The sequence below is a fragment of the Mycolicibacterium sp. XJ870 genome, assembly GCF_053483975.1.
Map to the genome: position 1 here is coordinate 711918 of NZ_JBEFTI010000001.1, position 16305 is coordinate 728222.

Sequence of the window (16305 nt, forward strand, 5' to 3'; positions counted from 1 at the left end):
TGTAACAACGACGTAACATCCCTGGCTGTGAGCTTGGCAACCACCTGGTCGACGGCCATGGGCCTCGACGTCCCGATCGTCAACGCACCGATGGGTGGGGCGGCCGGCGGCCGGCTGGCCGCTGCGGTCTCTAACGCCGGCGGCCTCGGCATGGTCGGCATGGGTAGTTCGGCCACCGCGGCGCAGCTGCGTCAGGAACTCGAGCTTCTCGGTCAGCTGGACCGGCCCTTCGGGATCGGCCTGGTGCACTGGGTGATGGTGGACCAGCCGGACCTGTTCGAGGCGGCGCTGGCCGCAAGCCCTGCGCTGCTGAGCGTCAGTTTCGGTGATGACTGGGATTGGGTGCGCCGCGCGCACGATGCCGGCTTGACGGTGACGACGCAGGTGGCGACGGCCGATGCGGCACTGCGTGCGGTCGATGCCGGGGTCGACGTTCTCGTGGCACGCGGCGCTGAGGGCGGCGGCCACGGCGAACCAGTGCTCGGAACCCTGCCACTGCTGTCCGAAGTCCTTGACCGAGTGGATGTCCCGGTGGTCGCGGCCGGCGGAATCTCCTCTGCGCGTGGTGTTGCCGCGGTGCTGGCCGCCGGCGCTTCGGCGGCGTGGCTCGGTACCGTCTTCGCTACGTGCACCGAGGCGTCAACGCCCGATGCTTCCCGTGATGCCCTGTTGGCTGGCACCGACACTGAGCTGACGCGCGAGTACGACATCGCAGCCGGATACCGTTGGCCGGCAAGCATTCCCGAGCGGGTCCTGCGCGGGTCGTCGGTCAATGCAGGGCAGGGCGTGGGGTCGGTCACCAAGGTAATGACGGCCGCCGACACAATCGATCGGCTCTGCTCGGGCGCGGAAGCCTTGCTGCGGCGGTGGAGCTAGCGGCATGCCGAACGCTGGCTCGTGTACGAGACTTCGCGGAGAATTCCCGCACAAGCCAACCCTGGACGGTGAGGGGGCTAACTATAGCAACTGATGCTATAGTTAGCTCGTGCTCAACCGAAGCGAGTTGTTGCGCGAGGTGATGGCCGAAACCGCTACCACCCAGTCTGAGCTCGCACGCCTGAGCGGCGTCCATCAGCCGAGCATCAGCCAGTTTCTGTCCGGCAAGGTCGACCTCAGCGATGAACAACTTGATCGGTTACTGAACTGCATGGGTCTCCGCCTCGAAGTTGTCCGACGCGCTGTTGCTCCCGAGCTCACTCGCGCCGAGTGGCGTTCGTGGAAGCTGCACCGCAGATTGGCTACTCATCTGACGCGATCGACCCTGCGACAGTGGGAGCCCACCATCCGCATCCGTCTCGAGCGGCTGCGCAGCGCCGTTCGCGGCCAACCACATATCCGAAATCTCGACCGATGGCACTGCTTGGTTGAGAGTGGCGACGTAGCCGGGTTGCATCGGGTCATGACGGGACTCGATCGAGACTCCGTTGAGATGCGCGAAGTAACACCCATGGGCGGCCTGCTCTCTGAGCAGGAGCGGATGACCGCGCTCCCGAACGCAAATTGATGCGACGCGACCAGTTAGAGCATGCCATCCGTACCGCCTGTCAGATCACCGGACAACTCGAGGTCATCGTTGTCGGTTCACAGGCGATCCTTGGCACCTATCCCGAGTACGAGCTTCCGTTCCTCGCAACGAGATCACTCGAGATCGATGTCCTCCCAATTGCCGACGACAACGACGAGACCATACGTCTTGCTGACCTCATCGTTGGCGTGGCCGGCGAGTTCTCTCTCTTCGAGCAACAGCATGGCTTCAGCATTGACGGCGTCGACTTGACCACATCGGCGCTACCCGACGGCTGGCGAACGCGACTGGTCAAGGTGCAAAACGAGAACACCGCTGCCCCCGCCGGACAACCGCAGTACATCGGCTGGTGTCTGGATAAAGAAGACCTGTGCGTGGCAAAGCTGTGTGCGTTTCGCGAGAAAGACCGCAACTTCGTCGACGCCCTCATCGCTGATGGCCTCGTCGACTCGGCAACGATCGCCGCGCGGTTGAGGACCGTTCCGAAGCGCTACAGCACAAGGATTGAGCGCGCGGTTGCTTGGCTTGCATTCCGGGCCAAGCCCGACGGATAACAAGCCCTCAACTGAACCCATCGACTCGCGGGCTGGAGGAACTTGTCAGGGTCTTCGCCGTCTAGGCTGCGCCCAGCTTTGGTCGGGGCCGTAGCCGCCGTTGGCTGGGCGCCGCTGGCTGCCGCCATTGTCGCTGCGGTGTACCGGTTTCCGGTTCCGTTCGGCGAGTACGCCAGCGGTCTTGGCGGAATGCCGACCGCGGCGCTGGCATCGGTGTTCTACCTCGCATTGGGTGGATTCCTCGTGCTGGGTGCGTTGGGAGCCGTGGCGGGTGCATTGTTGGCGGGAACCGCATCGGCGACGCGCTTGACCGTGGCGGCTTCTATTGTCATCGCACTCCTAGGGGCACTGACGCTGGCGCTGCTCGAATACGTCATCGGGCCCTGGTGAGGCCCCGAAGCCATTCCGGCATGTGTGTATAGTGTGTGTATGGCTCGGCTGAATGTCTATGTCCCCGATGAGTTGGCCGATCGGGCGCGCTCAGCCAACCTCAATGTGTCCGCAGTGGTGCAAGCGGCGCTCGCGGAGGAACTCGATCGTGGGGCGACGAACGCGTGGCTCGATGCACTTCCTGTGCTGCGCGGCCGTAGGTTGCACGATGCGGCCATTCAAGCGTTGGACGAAGCTCGCGATGAGTTCGGCACACCGTCGTGAGCACGGCGAGCACGGGCCAATCCACGGCCGAGCACGTCGTGGTCGACGCGTCCGTCTTTGTCGAATTGCTCGGTGACTTTACGTACGGCAACGCCGTGCAAAGGCGTTTACGTGATACGCGCATGCACGCCCCCGCCCACCTTGATGCCGAAGTCTTGTCGGCCCTTGGCCGCCTCCATCGAGCGGGCACGATCGACGCCGTCGACGTTGAGGAGGGACTCAGCCGGCTAGCCCGACTACCCGTGCAACGTCACGGTCTCGACAGTCTCGTCCTCGGGGCATGGGCGCGACGGGCCGATATACGGCTGCTCGATGCGCTCTATGTCGAGCTGGCCGGTCAGCTTGGCGTTCCACTACTCACCGTTGATCGCAAGCTCGCGCGGGTTTGTGGCATAGCCGAAGATCTGACGGCCTGAGCCGTGGCCCGCGGTAGGAGCCCGGCGCTAAATCAGCACCTGTTCGACGGCGTCGAGAACCCGCTCGGTGCCGTCCTCCACCGCCAGTTGAGCGGCCAGACGTCCCGCGCGGTCGCGGAAGACGTTGATGCTCAACGCCGCTCGGATCGATGCGCCGAGGTTCTCCGCGGTGAGCCGACGTTGCGAGATCGGTGCCGGGCTCACGCCGAGTTCGGATAGCCGACGCGCCCAGAATGGTTGGTCGCCGTAGGCGGCTGGCACAGCGACTGTGGGTACCCCGGCACGCAAGCCTGCTGCCGCGGTGCCGGCGCCGCAGTGGTGCACGACGGCGGACGCCCGGGCGAAGAGCCAGTCGTGCGGTACCTCGCCGACCGAGATCACGTCGTCCCCAGATGCGTCGAGTTCGGCCCAGCCGGCCTGGATCACCGCACGAACGCCGGCAGCTCGAACAGCCTGCAGGACAAGGGCAGACAACCGCTGAGCCTCGGCCGTGCTGTTGACCGTGCTTCCGAATCCGACGACCACGGGAGCCGGGCCAGCGTCGAGGAATGCTACGAGATCGGTGGCTGGTTGCCATCCGATGGGACGGGCGGGCCACCAGTAGCCGACGACATCGATGCCTGGCCGCCAGTCATCGGGCCGCGGCACCACGCTGGGGGAGTAGCCGTACAGGATCGGCCACCGTGATTCGGTACGCCTTCGTCGTAGTCTGCGCGCGGACGCCTTCGACAGGCCGAGGTCCGCACGAAAACTGTTGACGGTCTTACCGTATAGCCGGTCGATCACCGCCTCGCCGAACCGTGCTGCGGCCCGGTTTCCGTACCGCCCGGCGGACCAAGCACCGAGCACAGTAGGCGGATAGGCTCCGGTCGCCGAAAATGGTTGCAGGCGCAGCCCGATGCTCGGGATCCGTTTCGCCTCGGCGAGAGGATGCCCGGCGATCTCAGCGAACGGCGAGAGCAGCAGCGCATCGAGCGGCTCATCGCGCAGCGCCGCGAGCACCTGGTCGCCCAACCCACGCATGCCGTTGGGGGAGAAGAACATTGCCAGGCCCTTGGCGGCGTCACGCGCTGACACGTCGGACAGGTCGGTGGCGCCGTCGTCGAGCGGGCGGAACTCCAAGCCGCAATCTGTGATCAGATCGCCGAACGCCGCGTAGGCGACCACGATGACGCGGTGTCCGGCGTGCTGCAGTCGCACGCCCAGCCCGGTCAGTGGCGCGACGTCGCCTCGACTGCCGATGGCGACGATGCCGATGGTGGTCATTTCGCGGTGGCCTGTTCGAAGATCGCGATGAGTTGTTCGCCGTGGCCGACGACGTCGTAGTCGGGATCCCGCGCGTACTCGGCGGCGGCACTGTCCAGCGCACCGCGCAAGATGTTCTTCATGAAAAGTGGTGACAGATCCCGGAATTCGCCGTCGCGCAGGCCTGCCTCGAAAATCGTCAGCGGATCCAGGGCGGCCAGGTCTCCGGTAGGAGGGTGCTCATGCACCGCCTTCGCGGCGGCCTGGTCGAGTCGCAGGCCGTCGTCGTCGCGGAACCCGGCCATCAACTCGAGCATGGCCACGGCGATGGAGCGGTTCGAAGCGATGAACGCAATGTTCGCCCGGATGTAGGCCGAGAGCTTGGCCGTGGCGGTGGTCTCAGCGACGACGGCCGGCACGATCACTGCCGCACCGCGTTCGAAGATGTCGACGAACACCGCCTCGACCATCTCTGCCTTCGAGGTGAAGTGATACAGCACAACGCTTTTCGCCACGCCGATCTGGGCCGCGATCCGGGCCAGCGACGCCTGGGCGTACCCGGACTCCGCGATCACCTCAGTGGCGGCGTCGATGATCTGCCGGCGGCGGGCCTGCTCAGTGAACGTCTTCGTGCGTTCAGACCGCATGGTCTGAGATTAGACCGATCGGTCAGAATCTGGCAAGGGGACCGGGTCAGAACATGTCGACGACCCAGACCTCCATGTCGAATTGGGGATTGTTTGGATCTGTGGGGTCCGCGATGCGGTGCTGCTGGACGACCGTGCCGAGGCTGAGGATGTCGGCCCGCGGGGTCGCGAACGTAACCTGGGTCGACGCGTAGGTGAAGCGACATCCGCCGACCAGGGCCGACTGCGCCAGCCGGCGAATCTCGTTGAGCGTCACCGCATTGATGGGCGCACTGCGCATGCAGATGTCGCTGGCGCAGCCGTTGACCAGGGTCGACGTCATTGGCCGGCCGTCGGCATGCTGCGTTTCGGTGGCGAAGTCGGTGAAGCCGAGATAGTCGGTTTCACCTTCACCGTAGATGTTGATCCGCATGGCGTTGCCGATCGGATTGATGGGCGTGCCTTGATGCTGGGCACGGTTGTCTGCTCCAGGCGCGCTGACCCGCGGCGGGGTTGGGCACAGCGAATGATTGTGCGGGTCTCCAGCTTCGGTCGGCGAGACCAAGCCGATGCTCGGCGGAGTCAGGTTCTCGAACTCGAAAACCTCGTCGTCTAAGGTTTTGACGGTGCCCTTGCCGACGATGCGGTCGGCAGTCACCTGGCCGGGACTCAGAATGCCGCGCTTGTTCTTGTAGTCCTCGACCGCGTCGCCGGTATCGCCTCCGTAGACGCCGTCGACAGTGAGGCCGGCGTCGTCGACCTCGTTGAGCGCAATCTGGATTCGCCGCACGTGTTCGCCGACGCCGTTGATCCCCTCGCCGATATGTGCTCGATCAGACACCAGGCTGCTTTCCAGCTGCGGATCGGGGAAAGGCGAAGTGAGCAGCATGCTTCGGAGTGCCATGTTGAAGAGTGTTGGCGCGCGCTGCGGTCTGGCGCACGAGTAGTCGCCTACTCGTTTGTGCGGTCCTAGCTACTGGTCAGTGTTGACGACGCGCCGCGCTATGACGTCGGGAAGGTGGCGGGACGCGAGTTCGTAGTCGGCGGCGTCGTGGAGTACCACGAGGCCCTTGGCTGCCGCGGTCCCACAGACGAGGAGATCGACGACCGACAGGGCAGGCACTGCGCCTGCGCTCGCGAGTCGGTGCTGGGCCGATTCGATCCACCGCCACACGGATTTCGGCACTGGAACATCGGGGTAGACGTCGCGAAACGTCTGGTTCATCTGATCGAACTCGGCCGCATTGCGTGCTGATCGCCGGAACTCAGCTCGCTGCGGTTCGCACGATCCGACGGCTCCCCGGCTAAGCGAGGAGCTCCAGGCCTCGGTGAGTTCAGGTTGTCGTTGGATCCGCCAGACCGCGGACGAGTCCACGAGGAAGTAGATCAATGTCCGACAGATTTCTCGTCGGCGCGCACGGTGAGCCAGCCCTCGTAGTCCCAGGCTTTTGCCTGTTCACGGGATCGGGCGAGCGCTTCGATGCGACGGAATTGCTCGACGTAATCGCGCATCGCGAGGTTCACGGCTTCCTTTTTGGTGTGCACGCCGGCGATCCGCATAACTTCGGCCAACGCCTCGTCGTCAAGGTCGATCTGTGTCACCGACATGACAGCCTCCTATGTTGGCAACGTATGCGTCCAGGATGCATCACCAACATGTCGCTTCCCCGCCGGTTTAGGCAGCGATACGCGCTCGGAAGCCCGAACGATCTGGGTCGGGCCTGGTCAACACTTCGCCCCTACGTGACTGCCGGCGTGGCCATCGTCGGCGCCAGCGTCATAGCGGTCACACCCATAGCACCCCCCCGCTGAATTAGCGGTTCGCGCTGCGCAAATTTCATCCGCCGCAGTAGAACTCACTGCCGCAGCGGACCCCATTACGGCTTGGATCGATGTCTTCGGCGACGCATTCAACAACGCGGCGACGATCGGAGGGGTCGTCCTCGACAATCCCGCGCCGATCTTCCAGCAGGTCATCGCCAACCAGCTTGGGTATGGCCAGACAGCCCTGACGACGATCCAGACGTCCCTCAATGGTGTGACCACATTCCTCACCACCGGTCTGCCCACTGCCGTCCAAAAGATGGCTGACCAAACTCTCGGCGGGCAATATCACCGGCGCGGTCTCAACGATGAACGGAGCCCTCACCAACTCATCAGCAAAGGAATTGCATTGCAACGCAACCCTGACCAGCGATGAACGTATCTGAGAAGAATCTAAGTGTCGCCAACTATTGGCAATCATCTGCAAAACCTGTGGAAGCGCCTCGATCGCGAGCCGCACGGCTCGAGCCTTATCATTGCAGCTAAACGGCCTGATCTTGTGGTCCGTCGCCAACAAGAAACAGTGCTGACTTCCTTAAAATGGAAATCGATTCATAGTGTGAATAGAACACGTTCATGCAGCGTTGTGCGTGGGGCTGAACCGGTGCCAGCTGTCACCCCAGCGTGTTGGCCTGTCAGCGCGTTATGCGGTTGAGGACCGCTGTCCAGCCCTGGAAGATCTACCGTGGGCGCCCGTAGGCGGCGTCCGCGACGATGGTGCGAGGGTCGCCCGGGACCCAAACGCGCCCTACCCGAAACGACCCATCACGGATACCTCAGCATCTGTTCGCGGCAATGAAAGTCAGCGAATGGTGCGGCGATTCAGTTGCCGCGCGCCCAGCATGAGCATGAACACGACGATGCCGCCGACGACGCCCACGCCAACCCGGACCGGCAGCGCATCTGCGGGTGGCAGCACTGCGGCGGCCTGGGCGGTGGACGGCTCGTCGGGCTTGGGCGGCTTCAGTGACGGATCCGGGTCGACGAGCGTGCCCACCTTGGTGCCTGGAGGGGTTGCGAACCCGTAGTCGAGCAGATGTGCCGCCTGCTCCCACGGTGCGAAACGGCACTGGCCACGTTCTGTGGACCGGCGCCGATGGTTCGGTGCGTCTAGTGCATAGAGCGGTGGGCCCCTTCCGGGAGAACGGGAAGGGGCCCACCAGTCGTGGAGCGGCCGGTGGCCGCGGTGGTGTGGTTACTCGGTGTTGTTCTTGTCGGCGCGGTGCTTGCCGCCGGTGCTCGTCGAGTCTTTGGCTTCTTGGCGTGCCTGTTGGCGCTCCACCCTGGCTTCTTGGCGCTCCTGGCGTTTGGCCTCGCGGGCTTCCTTCCGCGCTTGCTTCTTGGATTCCTTGTCGGCCTTGGCGTTTGATGCGTCCGCCGACTCATCGGGGGCGTTGGCGTCCGCGGAACTTCCACCGGTGGTGGACGTCTCGGTCGCGGCAGGCTTCGGATCAACCTTCAACGTCACGGTTTTCACCGCATTGATCGCCGAGGAAGCGGCGCTCGTGAGGCTGTTGACCGTGTTGGTCACGCCACTCGTCAGCTCGTCGGCCAGTCTGGCAGGCCCGGGCGTTTGGTCAGTGGTTGCGGGCAACGCGTCGGGCGTGGCGACGCTGGCATCGACGGCCGGCGTTTCCGCCGCAGGCAGGGCATCGGCCGCCAACGTGTCGGGTGCAGATTCCACGGCTGCGGGCGCGACCAGCGAAGCCGGCGGTGTGATCGCGGCGGCGATCGTTCTGGGGAGGTCCACCACCAGCGCGGCGACGAGGCCGGCATCGAAAAAATTCTGGTACGGCTTGAGCAGGCCGGTCAGGAGGGAGTCCGACATCGCGGCGGGAATGTTCAGCATCGCGTTGACCGCTGAGAGTGGGTCACCGGCGTTCACCGCGTCGGTAATGCTTTGTAGCTGGGCCCCAAACGTGTGAAATGGATTCGTGAGCGTAGTGATGGCGCCAAAACCGATGGGCTGGATGGCAGCAGGAATCGCTTGCAGCACATTCGCGACGTTCTGCGCGATCATGCCCGGGATTTTCAGGTTGTTGATCAGCGGGGTCATCGTCATAATTGCGGCGGTTACCGGGTGGACGACACCCCAGCTGAATGCCTCACCGATCTGGCCAGCTTTGAGAAAGTCGGACGCATACTGGAAATAGAACGGCAGCGTGGAGTTCAGATAGTTCTCGAATTGGGTGCGAAAGCCTTCGAATCCGGCGCCGATCAGGTTGGCGTAGCCCACCTGGTTGGCGAGAAACTGGGTCAAGATGGGCGCGCCGTTATCGACTACTTGCCCGCCGAGCGCGCCCAGGTTCTGGGCGGCGTTGGTGAGCGTAGTGACCCACGCCGAGATGGGGTCGCCGATGGGGTCGACGGCGGCGGCGAGGTCCACCGCCGCAGAAGATGCGTGAGCTTGGACGTCGGGCAGCGACGGTGTGACTGGGCTGATCGGACTGACCGCGATGATGCTGGCGCCGGCCAGTGCTATGCCGGCGGTGGCGTACGGGCGAAGTGTGAGTTGCAACCGGATTCCTTTGCTGATGGGTCAGGCGGCCCTGACCGCCGATGAATTTAGCAGAAGGTCTCTGGTAATGGCTCACTATTGGTAGTAGTTGTAAAACGTTCGCAAAATATGTGAAAACGTTCGAAAAATATGTGCAGTCCTGAGCGTTGGGAATGCCTTCATCGTCTTATATGCGCTGGTCAACCCGATAATGTTGTAAATCTGACAAACGGACCCGGCGCTGGGTCAGCCAATCTGGCAGTTATGCGATGGGCTACTGGAACACGTTCATTCGTGGTTACCCGCTCCGTGTACTTGCGCGACTACGAGTTAGGGGCGGCACCGCGTTGCTGAAATTCAGGGCTGGCCACAAGGGTCGATTCCTGGCCGATCTCGGTCTGGATTTCAGCCCCTGACTTTCGCCGAAGGGCTTGCCGAGCTCCTCGAGCAGGCGGCCGGACAGTCTGATGTGCAGCGAGAGTGTGTGGTGGCGCTGTCATCGCCGACTGGTCGCCGATGTCGCGACGCTTCATTCGGCGTGACGGTGCACCACCTCATGCACGACGGGCGCCTGGTCGAACACATTCCGGCCGAGGGCGCCCGCTTGTGCGCTGGCGGGCAGGTGGTGGGACGGTTGAACCGTTGCGGCACAGCCGTATTGAGTTCCGTGCTGGTGATGAACCGGAACATCGATAGGCGGGCGTGTTCACGGCAGGTGGGGAGTGGCATTTCTGGCACGTCAGCCCCGCCAAAGGCGTCATGCCAGCGGCAGCAGTACCCGCCGTCGCGTTGATCTGTCGGCCGCGGTCGCCTCTGTCCATTGCCATCTGAGGTGTTGCTAAATGATCCGGGCAGGTCAGTTCCATGGGTTGACCAGTTCGATCCCCGATTCTTCGAAGTGGCGAGTGTTTCGAGTGGCCACGGTTGCATGGCGTGAGGCCGCGATACCAGCGATCTGAACATCACGAATCTCGACTACGCGTCCCGTGCGCTGACGGCTGGCTGCGATGCTGCCGGCGGCGAGTGCTGCCGTTTGGTCGAAGGACTGCACCCGACCGTTTAGGTCTTCCGCCAGTAGTTGAGAGAAGATCTCATCAAGCTGCTTCCGGCGCCGGCCACGTTCCAAAAGGTCTATGCCGGTACGTATCTCGAAGACGGTTATCGAAGTCGTCCAGATTGATTCGACTGGCTGGTTGTCGAGCCACTCCACCACGGTCATGTCGGGTGTGTCCCGCATCAATGCCGAGAGCACGTTGGTGTCCAGCAGGATCATGAATCGAATTGCGCCGGTTGGACGGATTGCCCGCGCATCTCGGCAATCTCGTCTTTGAGCCCGATCCCTTTGAAGCGCGATGCGATTCGTGAACCAAGGCGCCCGGGGGGATCGTCGACATTCCTGACGGCGTTTCGCAGGATCTCGCGCACTTCTTCCTCGGTACTGCGACCATGTTGACTAGCCAGGCGTTGAAGCTTCGCCTTGGTTTCGTCGTCGAGTTGACGGACAAGTATCTGCGCCATGAGTAGATGCTATCATGATAGCGCCGTTGAGCAGCTGTGATTCCATCATAGTAGTCAGCAGTCGCTATGCCTTGCTCACGGAACTCGCGCGGACCAGCGGCGGTGGGTTGAGGGCAACGAACGGGACCGGTGCGAGGTCGAAACGGTTCGGGCCTCATTCGAAGACGGGCGCCGATGGCTCGGTGCGGGCTAGTGCATAGAGCGGTGGGCCCCTTCGGGAGAACGCGAAGGGGCCCACCAGTCGTGGAGCGGCCGGTGGCCGCGGTGATGTGGTTACTCGGTGTTGTTCTTGTCGGCGCGGTGCTTGCCGCCGGCCTTCGTGGCGTCCTTGGCTTCTTGCTTTTCGGCTTTGGCTTCCTGACGGGCCTGTTGGCGTTCTGCCCTGGCTTCTTGGCGCTCCTGCCGTTTGGCCTCGCGGGCTTGCTTCCGCGCTTCCTTCTTGGATTCCCTGTCGGCCTTGGTATTCGACTCATCCGTTGCATCGTCGGTTGTGTCATCCGCGGAAATTTCGGTGGCCGTGGATGTCTCGGTCACCTCAGGATTCGGGTCGACCTTCAGCGTCACCGACCGTGCCGCATTGAACGCCGCCGTCGCGGCGCTGGTGATGCCGTTGACAGTGTCAGTCGCACCACTGGTGAGCTCTTTAAGGGCCGCAGTAGGGGCCGGTGCGGGGGTGCTCGGGTCTGCCTCGGCGGGTGGTAGCGCCGCGAGATCATCGGCAGCACTGGTGATTTCGGGGATAGTCGCCGTAGCTGGAACCGCTGGCGGCGTGATCGCCGCCGCGATCGCGCGCGGAATGTGGATCAACAACGCGCTGCCGAGGCTCCAGTGGGTGAAATGGACCGCAGTGTAGTTGAGTAGCCCTGGGGTTCTATGAATTGTGCCGTTGGGTCGCACGATGGCTTGCCCGTTAAGCAATGAATCGGTCAGGAATGCGGGAGCGTTGATGAATGCGCTGACTGCCGCGACGGGGTCTCCGGCCTCCGCAGCGTCGATTAGTTCCTGCCCGACTGTGGCGACCGCGTAGATCATCGTGTTTAAGACGTTGAGTACACCGTAGGCAGATTTACCTACGACGCCGGTGTTTAATCCATACGCGACCATCGTTTCCAGGGTATTCGCGAAGTTCTGCGCAATCTGGTAGGGCAGGGCGAGGAGCGGAAGCATGCCGAACAGGGCCATTCCCACGTCAGTAACGGCAAACTTCATCTCCTGCGCTGCGGCTTGCAGGTCACCTTCGGCGATGGCGGTCCTCATGTTCGCCACCACCGTCGGCAGATTCCCACCGCCTTCGACAGTCGCCCAGTCGTAGAGGCCTTGGGCGCTCGACGACAGTGCAGTGCCGATCGTGTTCGCGTACCCAGCTTGGTTGACAATGATTTGGTTTAGTACCGGAAACGGATCCTCAGACGCGACAGCCAATAGCGCTGACACATTGGTTTGCGTTGTGTCTAGTACCTCGGCCCAGTATGCGATGGGGTCGACCCATGACGACGTGTCGAGTGCGCCAGCGAGGGCTGTGAGTTCCACTGCGGCGGACGAAATTTGTGGAGAGCGAACCGCTAATTCAGCGGGGGGTGCTGCTACCGGTGTGGCCGCGATGACGCTGGCGCCGACGATGGCCACGCCGGCGGTCACGTAGGGACGAAGTGTGCGTTGCAATGCAGTTTCCTTTGCTGATGAGTTGGTGACCCTGACCAGCGATGAACGTAACTGAGAAGAATCTAAGTGTCGCCAACTATTGGCAATCATCTGCAAAAGTTGTGGAAGCGCCTCGATCGTGAGCCGCAAGGCTCGAACCGCATCATTGCAGCTAAACAGCCTGATCTGGTGGTCCGACGCCAACAAGAAACAGTGCTGACTTCCTTAAAACGGAAATCGATTCATCGTGTGAATAGAACACGTTCATCCGGTGTTGCGCGTGGTGCTGAACCGGTGCCAGCTGTCGCCCCAGCGTGTTGGCCTGTCAGCGCGTTATGCGGTTGAGGTCCGCTGTCCAGCCCTGGGAGATTTACCGCGCGCCCATGGGTGGCGTCCGCGACGATGGTGCGAGGGTCGCCCGGGACCCAAATGCGCGCTACCCGAAACGACCCATTACGGATACGTGAGCAACTGCGCGCAGCGCTGAAACTCAGCGAATGGTGCGGCGATTCAGCTGTCGCGCGCCCAGCATGAGCATGAACACGACGATGCCGCCAACGACGCCCACGCCGACCCGGACCGGCAGCGCATCTGCGGCTGGCAGTACCGCGGCGGCCTGGGCGGCTGAGGGCTCGTCGGGCTTGGGCGGTTTCAGTGACGGATCGGGGTCGACGAGCGTTCCGACCTTGGTGCCTGGAGGAGTGGCGAACCCGTAGTCGAGAAGATGTGCGGCCTGTTCCCACGGTGCGATGGGCACTCGGGTGCCTTTCAGCAGCACCGCGACCAGGCGGCGGCCGTCCCGTTCGGCGGCGCCGACGAAGGTCTGGCCGGCGTCGTCGGTGAAGCCGGTCTTGCCGCCGAGCGCGCCGGGGTAGTTGTAGAGCAGCGTGACATCGTTCTCCACCGGATATGACGGGTTGCCGTCACGGCCGGGGAAGTCGTATTGCTTGGTGGCGACGATGTCGGCGAAAGCCGGGTTCTGCCAGGCGTATCGGTAGAACAGCCCGATGTCGTAGGCCGAGGTGCTCATGCCGGGTCCGTCCAGGCCCGAGGGCGTGGCGGCCCGGGTGTCGCGGCCGCCGAGCGTGCTCGCCAGAACATTCAGCTTCCGCAGCGCCGTGTCCATCCCACCAAGCTGCATTGCCAACGCATGGGCGGCATCGTTGCCGGAGTGCATGAGTAGGCCATGCAGGAGGTCGTTGACCGTGTACTGGCCGCCGGGACCGACGCCGACGCGGGTGCCCTCGGAGTTGGCGTCGTCCTGAGTGCCCGCGACCAGCTTGTTGAGATTGAGTTCGTTGAGCGCGGCGATGGCCGTCAGCACCTTGATGATGCTGGCCGGGCGGTGACGGCCATGCGGATCCCTGGCGGCGATGACGTCACCGGTATCCAGGTCTGCGACCAGCCACGCCTCGGCGGAGACGTCGTTGGGCAGTGGCGGCGTGCCGGGTGCGGTGATCACGCCGCACCCGGAGAGTGCCTCACCGCCAATGGTTTTGTCGGGGACTGGAAGTGGGCCGGGAGTCGGATCGCCGGGTTTGGGCACCTCCGACGCGTCGACGGCAGGCGGCGTCGTCACCTTGTATGGGCATTCGACCGCCAGGGGCGGATCGGCGGTGGCCACCGGGGCCACGATCATTGCTGGAGCGAACAGCATCGCCACGGCTGCGAGCGCGGAAATGCCGCGCGCCGATATGCGTCGTGGGGTGGTGCGCCGAGTCGCCATCGTTAGCGAAGATTAGGCGAGCCGCGGCCCGATTCCACGGAGGCACGCTGTTACGAATGTGACAGAAGTTAAAATTGACAATCGCGGTTTGGTTTCGATAGCGGCGCAACCGGCGACGATAGTGGCATGGCGTTGATGTCGGTCGGGCACGGGACGCTCGACAAGACTGCGCTGACCACGCTGTTGAGCGACGCCGGGGTCGAAGCCGTGGTCGACATCCGGCGCTACCCGAACAGTCGGCACAATCCGGACGTCGAGGGCCGGGCGATGAGCCGCTGGCTATCGCAGGCGACCATCGATTATCGCGCCGATGCACGGCTGGGTGGGCGGCGTCGCCTGCCCGCCGACGCCGTACGCGAGGACACGTGGTGGCGCGTCGAGCAATTCGCCGCATATGCCGCCTACACCCGCACCGAACCCTTCGCCGAGGGCCTTGCCGAGCTCCTCGAGCAGGCGGCCGGACGGTCAACGGTGATGATGTGCAGCGAGAGCGTGTGGTGGCGGTGTCACCGCCGACTGGTCGCCGATGTCGCGGCACTGCGGTTCGGCGTGACGGTGCGCCACCTCATGCACGATGGACGTCTGGTCGAACACTCTCCGGCGCAAGGCGCCCGCTTGCGCGCGGACGGACAGGTGGTGTGGGACGGGTGATTCTGGCGTGCGTCTCAGGCCGATCAATGGGGGAGCGAGGCACACACCCGTCGCTGTGCGGCTTATGCCGAGCTGCGATTGTCGAGCAAGTGACCGAACCCCTTGCGTCGCAAGGTGAATTCCATGGCTCGACCTGGCGGATGCATCTTCAGCCAATCTTTGATGGCTGCTTCTTGACGCGGCCTTGGTGCGTCATCGAGTTGCAGATGTGCGAGCAAAGCTTGCGCGGTCGTCGGAACGTAACCTTCTCGCGCAACGAGATCGAGGTTGTCCGAAAACTTGCTCACGGTTGGCTCACCTCCACCTCGATCACCGGCGCATCTGCAACTACATTCACTGCCAGGATACGCAGCAGGCGACCTGGCCGGAACAAAGTTCGCCCTGGTAGGCCATCGCCGGCGCACCGATCGGCGGTATCCATACCGCGAACGTGCCCGCCCGGACTGTGACTTCGAGCGTCGCAGGATTCACGCTGGGTTGGGCGTCAGAAGGAGCTGATCGGGCCAGAGGACTGCCCTAGTGATGGGTGCGCGACGTGGTTGCACCTTGACGCGAGGAGGGTTCTCTACAACGGATCCTCCCCGTCGGAGTGAATCGCAAGCGCATACATCTCGGTCACCGACGCGAATGCCTGCTGCATCGTCATTCCGGACACAGGCGTCCCCGCGGCCACTGTTGTGAAATCTGATGACCAACTGGCGGGCGGCGTCTGCAGGTTGTCCGGTGGCGGCCGTGAATCGCGGCTGGCGAAAACCGTGACAAGCCGCTCTGACAGGCGTCGGTCGGGCAGCAGTCCCGCGTCGAGCATCAGAGCCAGATCGACAAGATCCTTGGCTCGCGTACTGACGCGCACGCCCGAGTAGATCTTGGTGAGCGAGTGCAACTTCTCCGCGGCATGCTGTGCAATATCGATCGACTGCACATCGGCGTCAGCAAGGCCGAGCCCATCAACCGGGGCAGCGATTGCCAAAACCTCACGGCCACCGAAGGTTTCTTCAAGTCGATCCATGACGTCGATGCGGACCCGGTCGAACGTACGGTTGTCGAGTAGCGCCTCAATACTGACCTTCCAACCGCCGCGGCCGGCAGAGTCGTCCGTCAGAGGTTTGGCGCGGCCGACACGGAATGTGAAGTAGTCACCGTCGGCATCAGAGCCGAGGGCACGCTCCAATTCGCGTGTCAGCGCTGCGGAATCGGCGGCGAGGTCGCTGACGAAATCAAGGTCCCGGGTGGCGCGAAAGCCGTGGCTCAGTCGTGTTTCCAGCAGGTAGCCACCTTTGAGGACCCAGTTCTCCGCTGATCCGATCCGCCGCAGAATGCGCTGGAAGACCAGGCGTCTGCGGAGTCGCCCCGGGTCGATCCTCAGCGCAGCCGCTGTCGCAATGAGGCGGGCGTCCAGGGATGCACGCATTGCGGTGGCGCTTGCCG

At 63.5% G+C, this 16305-nt stretch carries 18 protein-coding genes and 4 pseudogenes; 8 read left to right on the forward strand and 14 right to left on the reverse strand.

Features of this window, described 5'->3' with window-relative positions:
* Positions 1–27 precede the first annotated feature (27 nt).
* The 6 genes from ABQF30_RS03530 to ABQF30_RS03555 all read left to right on the forward strand — a co-directional run bounded on the left by ABQF30_RS03530 (position 28) and on the right by ABQF30_RS03555 (position 3149).
* The gene (locus tag ABQF30_RS03530) at positions 28–876 is read left to right on the forward strand and encodes an NAD(P)H-dependent flavin oxidoreductase (RefSeq protein ID WP_448461116.1); all 849 of its coding nucleotides are present in this window, start codon (positions 28–30) and stop codon (positions 874–876) included.
* Between the two features lie 142 nt (positions 877–1018).
* On the forward strand, positions 1019–1504 hold the full coding sequence (locus ABQF30_RS03535) for a helix-turn-helix domain-containing protein (RefSeq protein WP_448461118.1): 486 nt from the start codon (positions 1019–1021) through the stop codon (positions 1502–1504).
* Complete coding sequence (locus ABQF30_RS03540; protein ID WP_448461120.1) at positions 1504–2079, forward strand: DUF6036 family nucleotidyltransferase; 576 nt, start codon at positions 1504–1506, stop codon at positions 2077–2079. Before ABQF30_RS03535 ends, ABQF30_RS03540 begins: the two co-directional genes overlap by 1 nt.
* A 78-nt stretch (positions 2080–2157) precedes the next feature.
* A complete protein-coding gene (locus ABQF30_RS03545; protein WP_448461122.1) occupies positions 2158–2469 on the forward strand; it encodes a hypothetical protein in 312 nt (103 codons plus the stop codon).
* Positions 2470–2508: 39 nt separating this feature from the next.
* On the forward strand, positions 2509–2733 hold the full coding sequence (locus ABQF30_RS03550) for a type II toxin-antitoxin system CcdA family antitoxin (protein ID WP_448461124.1): 225 nt from the start codon (positions 2509–2511) through the stop codon (positions 2731–2733).
* Entirely contained in the window at positions 2730–3149 is a 420-nt protein-coding gene (locus ABQF30_RS03555; RefSeq protein WP_448461126.1) for a type II toxin-antitoxin system VapC family toxin, read from the forward strand. Before ABQF30_RS03550 ends, ABQF30_RS03555 begins: the two co-directional genes overlap by 4 nt.
* 27 nt (positions 3150–3176) lie before the next feature.
* Here ABQF30_RS03555 and ABQF30_RS03560 read toward each other — a convergent pair whose 3' ends face one another.
* The 8 genes and pseudogenes from ABQF30_RS03560 to ABQF30_RS03595 all read right to left on the reverse strand — a co-directional run bounded on the left by ABQF30_RS03560 (position 3177) and on the right by ABQF30_RS03595 (position 9230).
* Positions 3177–4415 carry a glycosyltransferase gene (locus tag ABQF30_RS03560; RefSeq protein ID WP_448461128.1) on the reverse strand — a complete coding sequence of 413 codons (1239 nt, stop codon included), beginning with the start codon at positions 4413–4415 and terminating at the stop codon, positions 3177–3179.
* The gene (locus ABQF30_RS03565; RefSeq protein ID WP_448461130.1) at positions 4412–5041 is read right to left on the reverse strand and encodes a TetR/AcrR family transcriptional regulator; all 630 of its coding nucleotides are present in this window, start codon (positions 5039–5041) and stop codon (positions 4412–4414) included. The genes ABQF30_RS03560 and ABQF30_RS03565 overlap by 4 nt, the downstream gene beginning before the upstream one ends.
* 46 nt (positions 5042–5087) lie before the next feature.
* Entirely contained in the window at positions 5088–5924 is an 837-nt protein-coding gene (locus ABQF30_RS03570) for a peptidoglycan-binding domain-containing protein (RefSeq protein ID WP_448461131.1), read from the reverse strand.
* Positions 5925–5993: 69 nt separating this feature from the next.
* Positions 5994–6342: pseudogene (locus ABQF30_RS03575) on the reverse strand (VapC toxin family PIN domain ribonuclease).
* A gap of 133 nt (positions 6343–6475) precedes the next feature.
* A pseudogene (locus ABQF30_RS03580) lies at positions 6476–6628 on the reverse strand (type II toxin-antitoxin system VapB family antitoxin); the annotation flags it as partial.
* A gap of 229 nt (positions 6629–6857) precedes the next feature.
* Positions 6858–7304, reverse strand: a complete 447-nt coding sequence (locus ABQF30_RS03585) for a hypothetical protein (RefSeq protein ID WP_448461133.1) — start codon at positions 7302–7304, stop codon at positions 6858–6860.
* A 342-nt stretch (positions 7305–7646) separates the two neighbouring features.
* Positions 7647–7904, reverse strand: a pseudogene (locus ABQF30_RS03590) (D-alanyl-D-alanine carboxypeptidase); the annotation flags it as partial.
* A gap of 135 nt (positions 7905–8039) precedes the next feature.
* Positions 8040–9230, reverse strand: a complete 1191-nt coding sequence (locus ABQF30_RS03595; RefSeq protein ID WP_448461135.1) for a hypothetical protein — start codon at positions 9228–9230, stop codon at positions 8040–8042.
* Between the two features lie 529 nt (positions 9231–9759).
* On the opposite strand from ABQF30_RS03595, the pseudogene ABQF30_RS03600 reads away from it, so the two are divergent.
* Positions 9760–9984 (forward strand): annotated as a pseudogene (locus ABQF30_RS03600) (DUF488 family protein); the annotation flags it as partial.
* A gap of 213 nt (positions 9985–10197) precedes the next feature.
* Here ABQF30_RS03600 and ABQF30_RS03605 read toward each other — a convergent pair.
* The 4 genes from ABQF30_RS03605 to ABQF30_RS03620 form a co-directional block, all read right to left on the reverse strand.
* On the reverse strand, positions 10198–10614 hold the full coding sequence (locus ABQF30_RS03605) for a type II toxin-antitoxin system VapC family toxin (protein WP_448461137.1): 417 nt from the start codon (positions 10612–10614) through the stop codon (positions 10198–10200).
* Complete coding sequence (locus tag ABQF30_RS03610; protein WP_448461139.1) at positions 10611–10859, reverse strand: FitA-like ribbon-helix-helix domain-containing protein; 249 nt, start codon at positions 10857–10859, stop codon at positions 10611–10613. The genes ABQF30_RS03605 and ABQF30_RS03610 overlap by 4 nt, the downstream gene beginning before the upstream one ends.
* A gap of 273 nt (positions 10860–11132) precedes the next feature.
* Entirely contained in the window at positions 11133–12704 is a 1572-nt protein-coding gene (locus ABQF30_RS03615; RefSeq protein ID WP_448461141.1) for a hypothetical protein, read from the reverse strand.
* Between the two features lie 286 nt (positions 12705–12990).
* The gene (locus ABQF30_RS03620; protein WP_448461142.1) at positions 12991–14226 is read right to left on the reverse strand and encodes a D-alanyl-D-alanine carboxypeptidase family protein; all 1236 of its coding nucleotides are present in this window, start codon (positions 14224–14226) and stop codon (positions 12991–12993) included.
* Positions 14227–14352: 126 nt separating this feature from the next.
* Between ABQF30_RS03620 and ABQF30_RS03625 the strand changes: the two genes are divergently transcribed.
* Positions 14353–14877, forward strand: coding sequence for a DUF488 domain-containing protein (locus ABQF30_RS03625; protein ID WP_448461143.1), 525 nt, complete (start codon positions 14353–14355; stop codon positions 14875–14877).
* 62 nt (positions 14878–14939) lie between these two features.
* Here the strand turns inward: ABQF30_RS03625 and ABQF30_RS03630 are convergent, their stop codons facing one another.
* Positions 14940–15164 carry a hypothetical protein gene (locus tag ABQF30_RS03630; RefSeq protein ID WP_448461145.1) on the reverse strand — a complete coding sequence of 75 codons (225 nt, stop codon included), beginning with the start codon at positions 15162–15164 and terminating at the stop codon, positions 14940–14942.
* Between the two features lie 278 nt (positions 15165–15442).
* Positions 15443–16288: a nucleotidyl transferase AbiEii/AbiGii toxin family protein gene (locus ABQF30_RS03635; RefSeq protein WP_448461147.1), complete on the reverse strand. Its 846-nt coding sequence runs from the start codon at positions 16286–16288 to the stop codon at positions 15443–15445.
* Positions 16289–16305: the final 17 nt, after the last annotated feature.

Coding starts and splice junctions, on each gene's coding strand:
- ABQF30_RS03535 (WP_448461118.1), top strand. CDS start 1,019: ATGGCCGAAACCGCTACCACCCAGTCTGAGCTCGCACGCCTGAGCGGC.
- ABQF30_RS03540 (WP_448461120.1), top strand. CDS start 1,504: ATGCGACGCGACCAGTTAGAGCATGCCATCCGTACCGCCTGTCAGATC.
- ABQF30_RS03550 (WP_448461124.1), top strand. CDS start 2,509: ATGGCTCGGCTGAATGTCTATGTCCCCGATGAGTTGGCCGATCGGGCG.
- ABQF30_RS03560 (WP_448461128.1), bottom strand. CDS start 4,415: ATGACCACCATCGGCATCGTCGCCATCGGCAGTCGAGGCGACGTCGCG.
- ABQF30_RS03565 (WP_448461130.1), bottom strand. CDS start 5,041: ATGCGGTCTGAACGCACGAAGACGTTCACTGAGCAGGCCCGCCGCCGG.
- ABQF30_RS03570 (WP_448461131.1), bottom strand. CDS start 5,924: ATGGCACTCCGAAGCATGCTGCTCACTTCGCCTTTCCCCGATCCGCAG.
- ABQF30_RS03605 (WP_448461137.1), bottom strand. CDS start 10,614: ATGATCCTGCTGGACACCAACGTGCTCTCGGCATTGATGCGGGACACA.
- ABQF30_RS03610 (WP_448461139.1), bottom strand. CDS start 10,859: ATGGCGCAGATACTTGTCCGTCAACTCGACGACGAAACCAAGGCGAAG.
- ABQF30_RS03620 (WP_448461142.1), bottom strand. CDS start 14,226: ATGGCGACTCGGCGCACCACCCCACGACGCATATCGGCGCGCGGCATT.
- ABQF30_RS03625 (WP_448461143.1), top strand. CDS start 14,353: ATGGCGTTGATGTCGGTCGGGCACGGGACGCTCGACAAGACTGCGCTG.
- ABQF30_RS03635 (WP_448461147.1), bottom strand. CDS start 16,288: ATGCGTGCATCCCTGGACGCCCGCCTCATTGCGACAGCGGCTGCGCTG.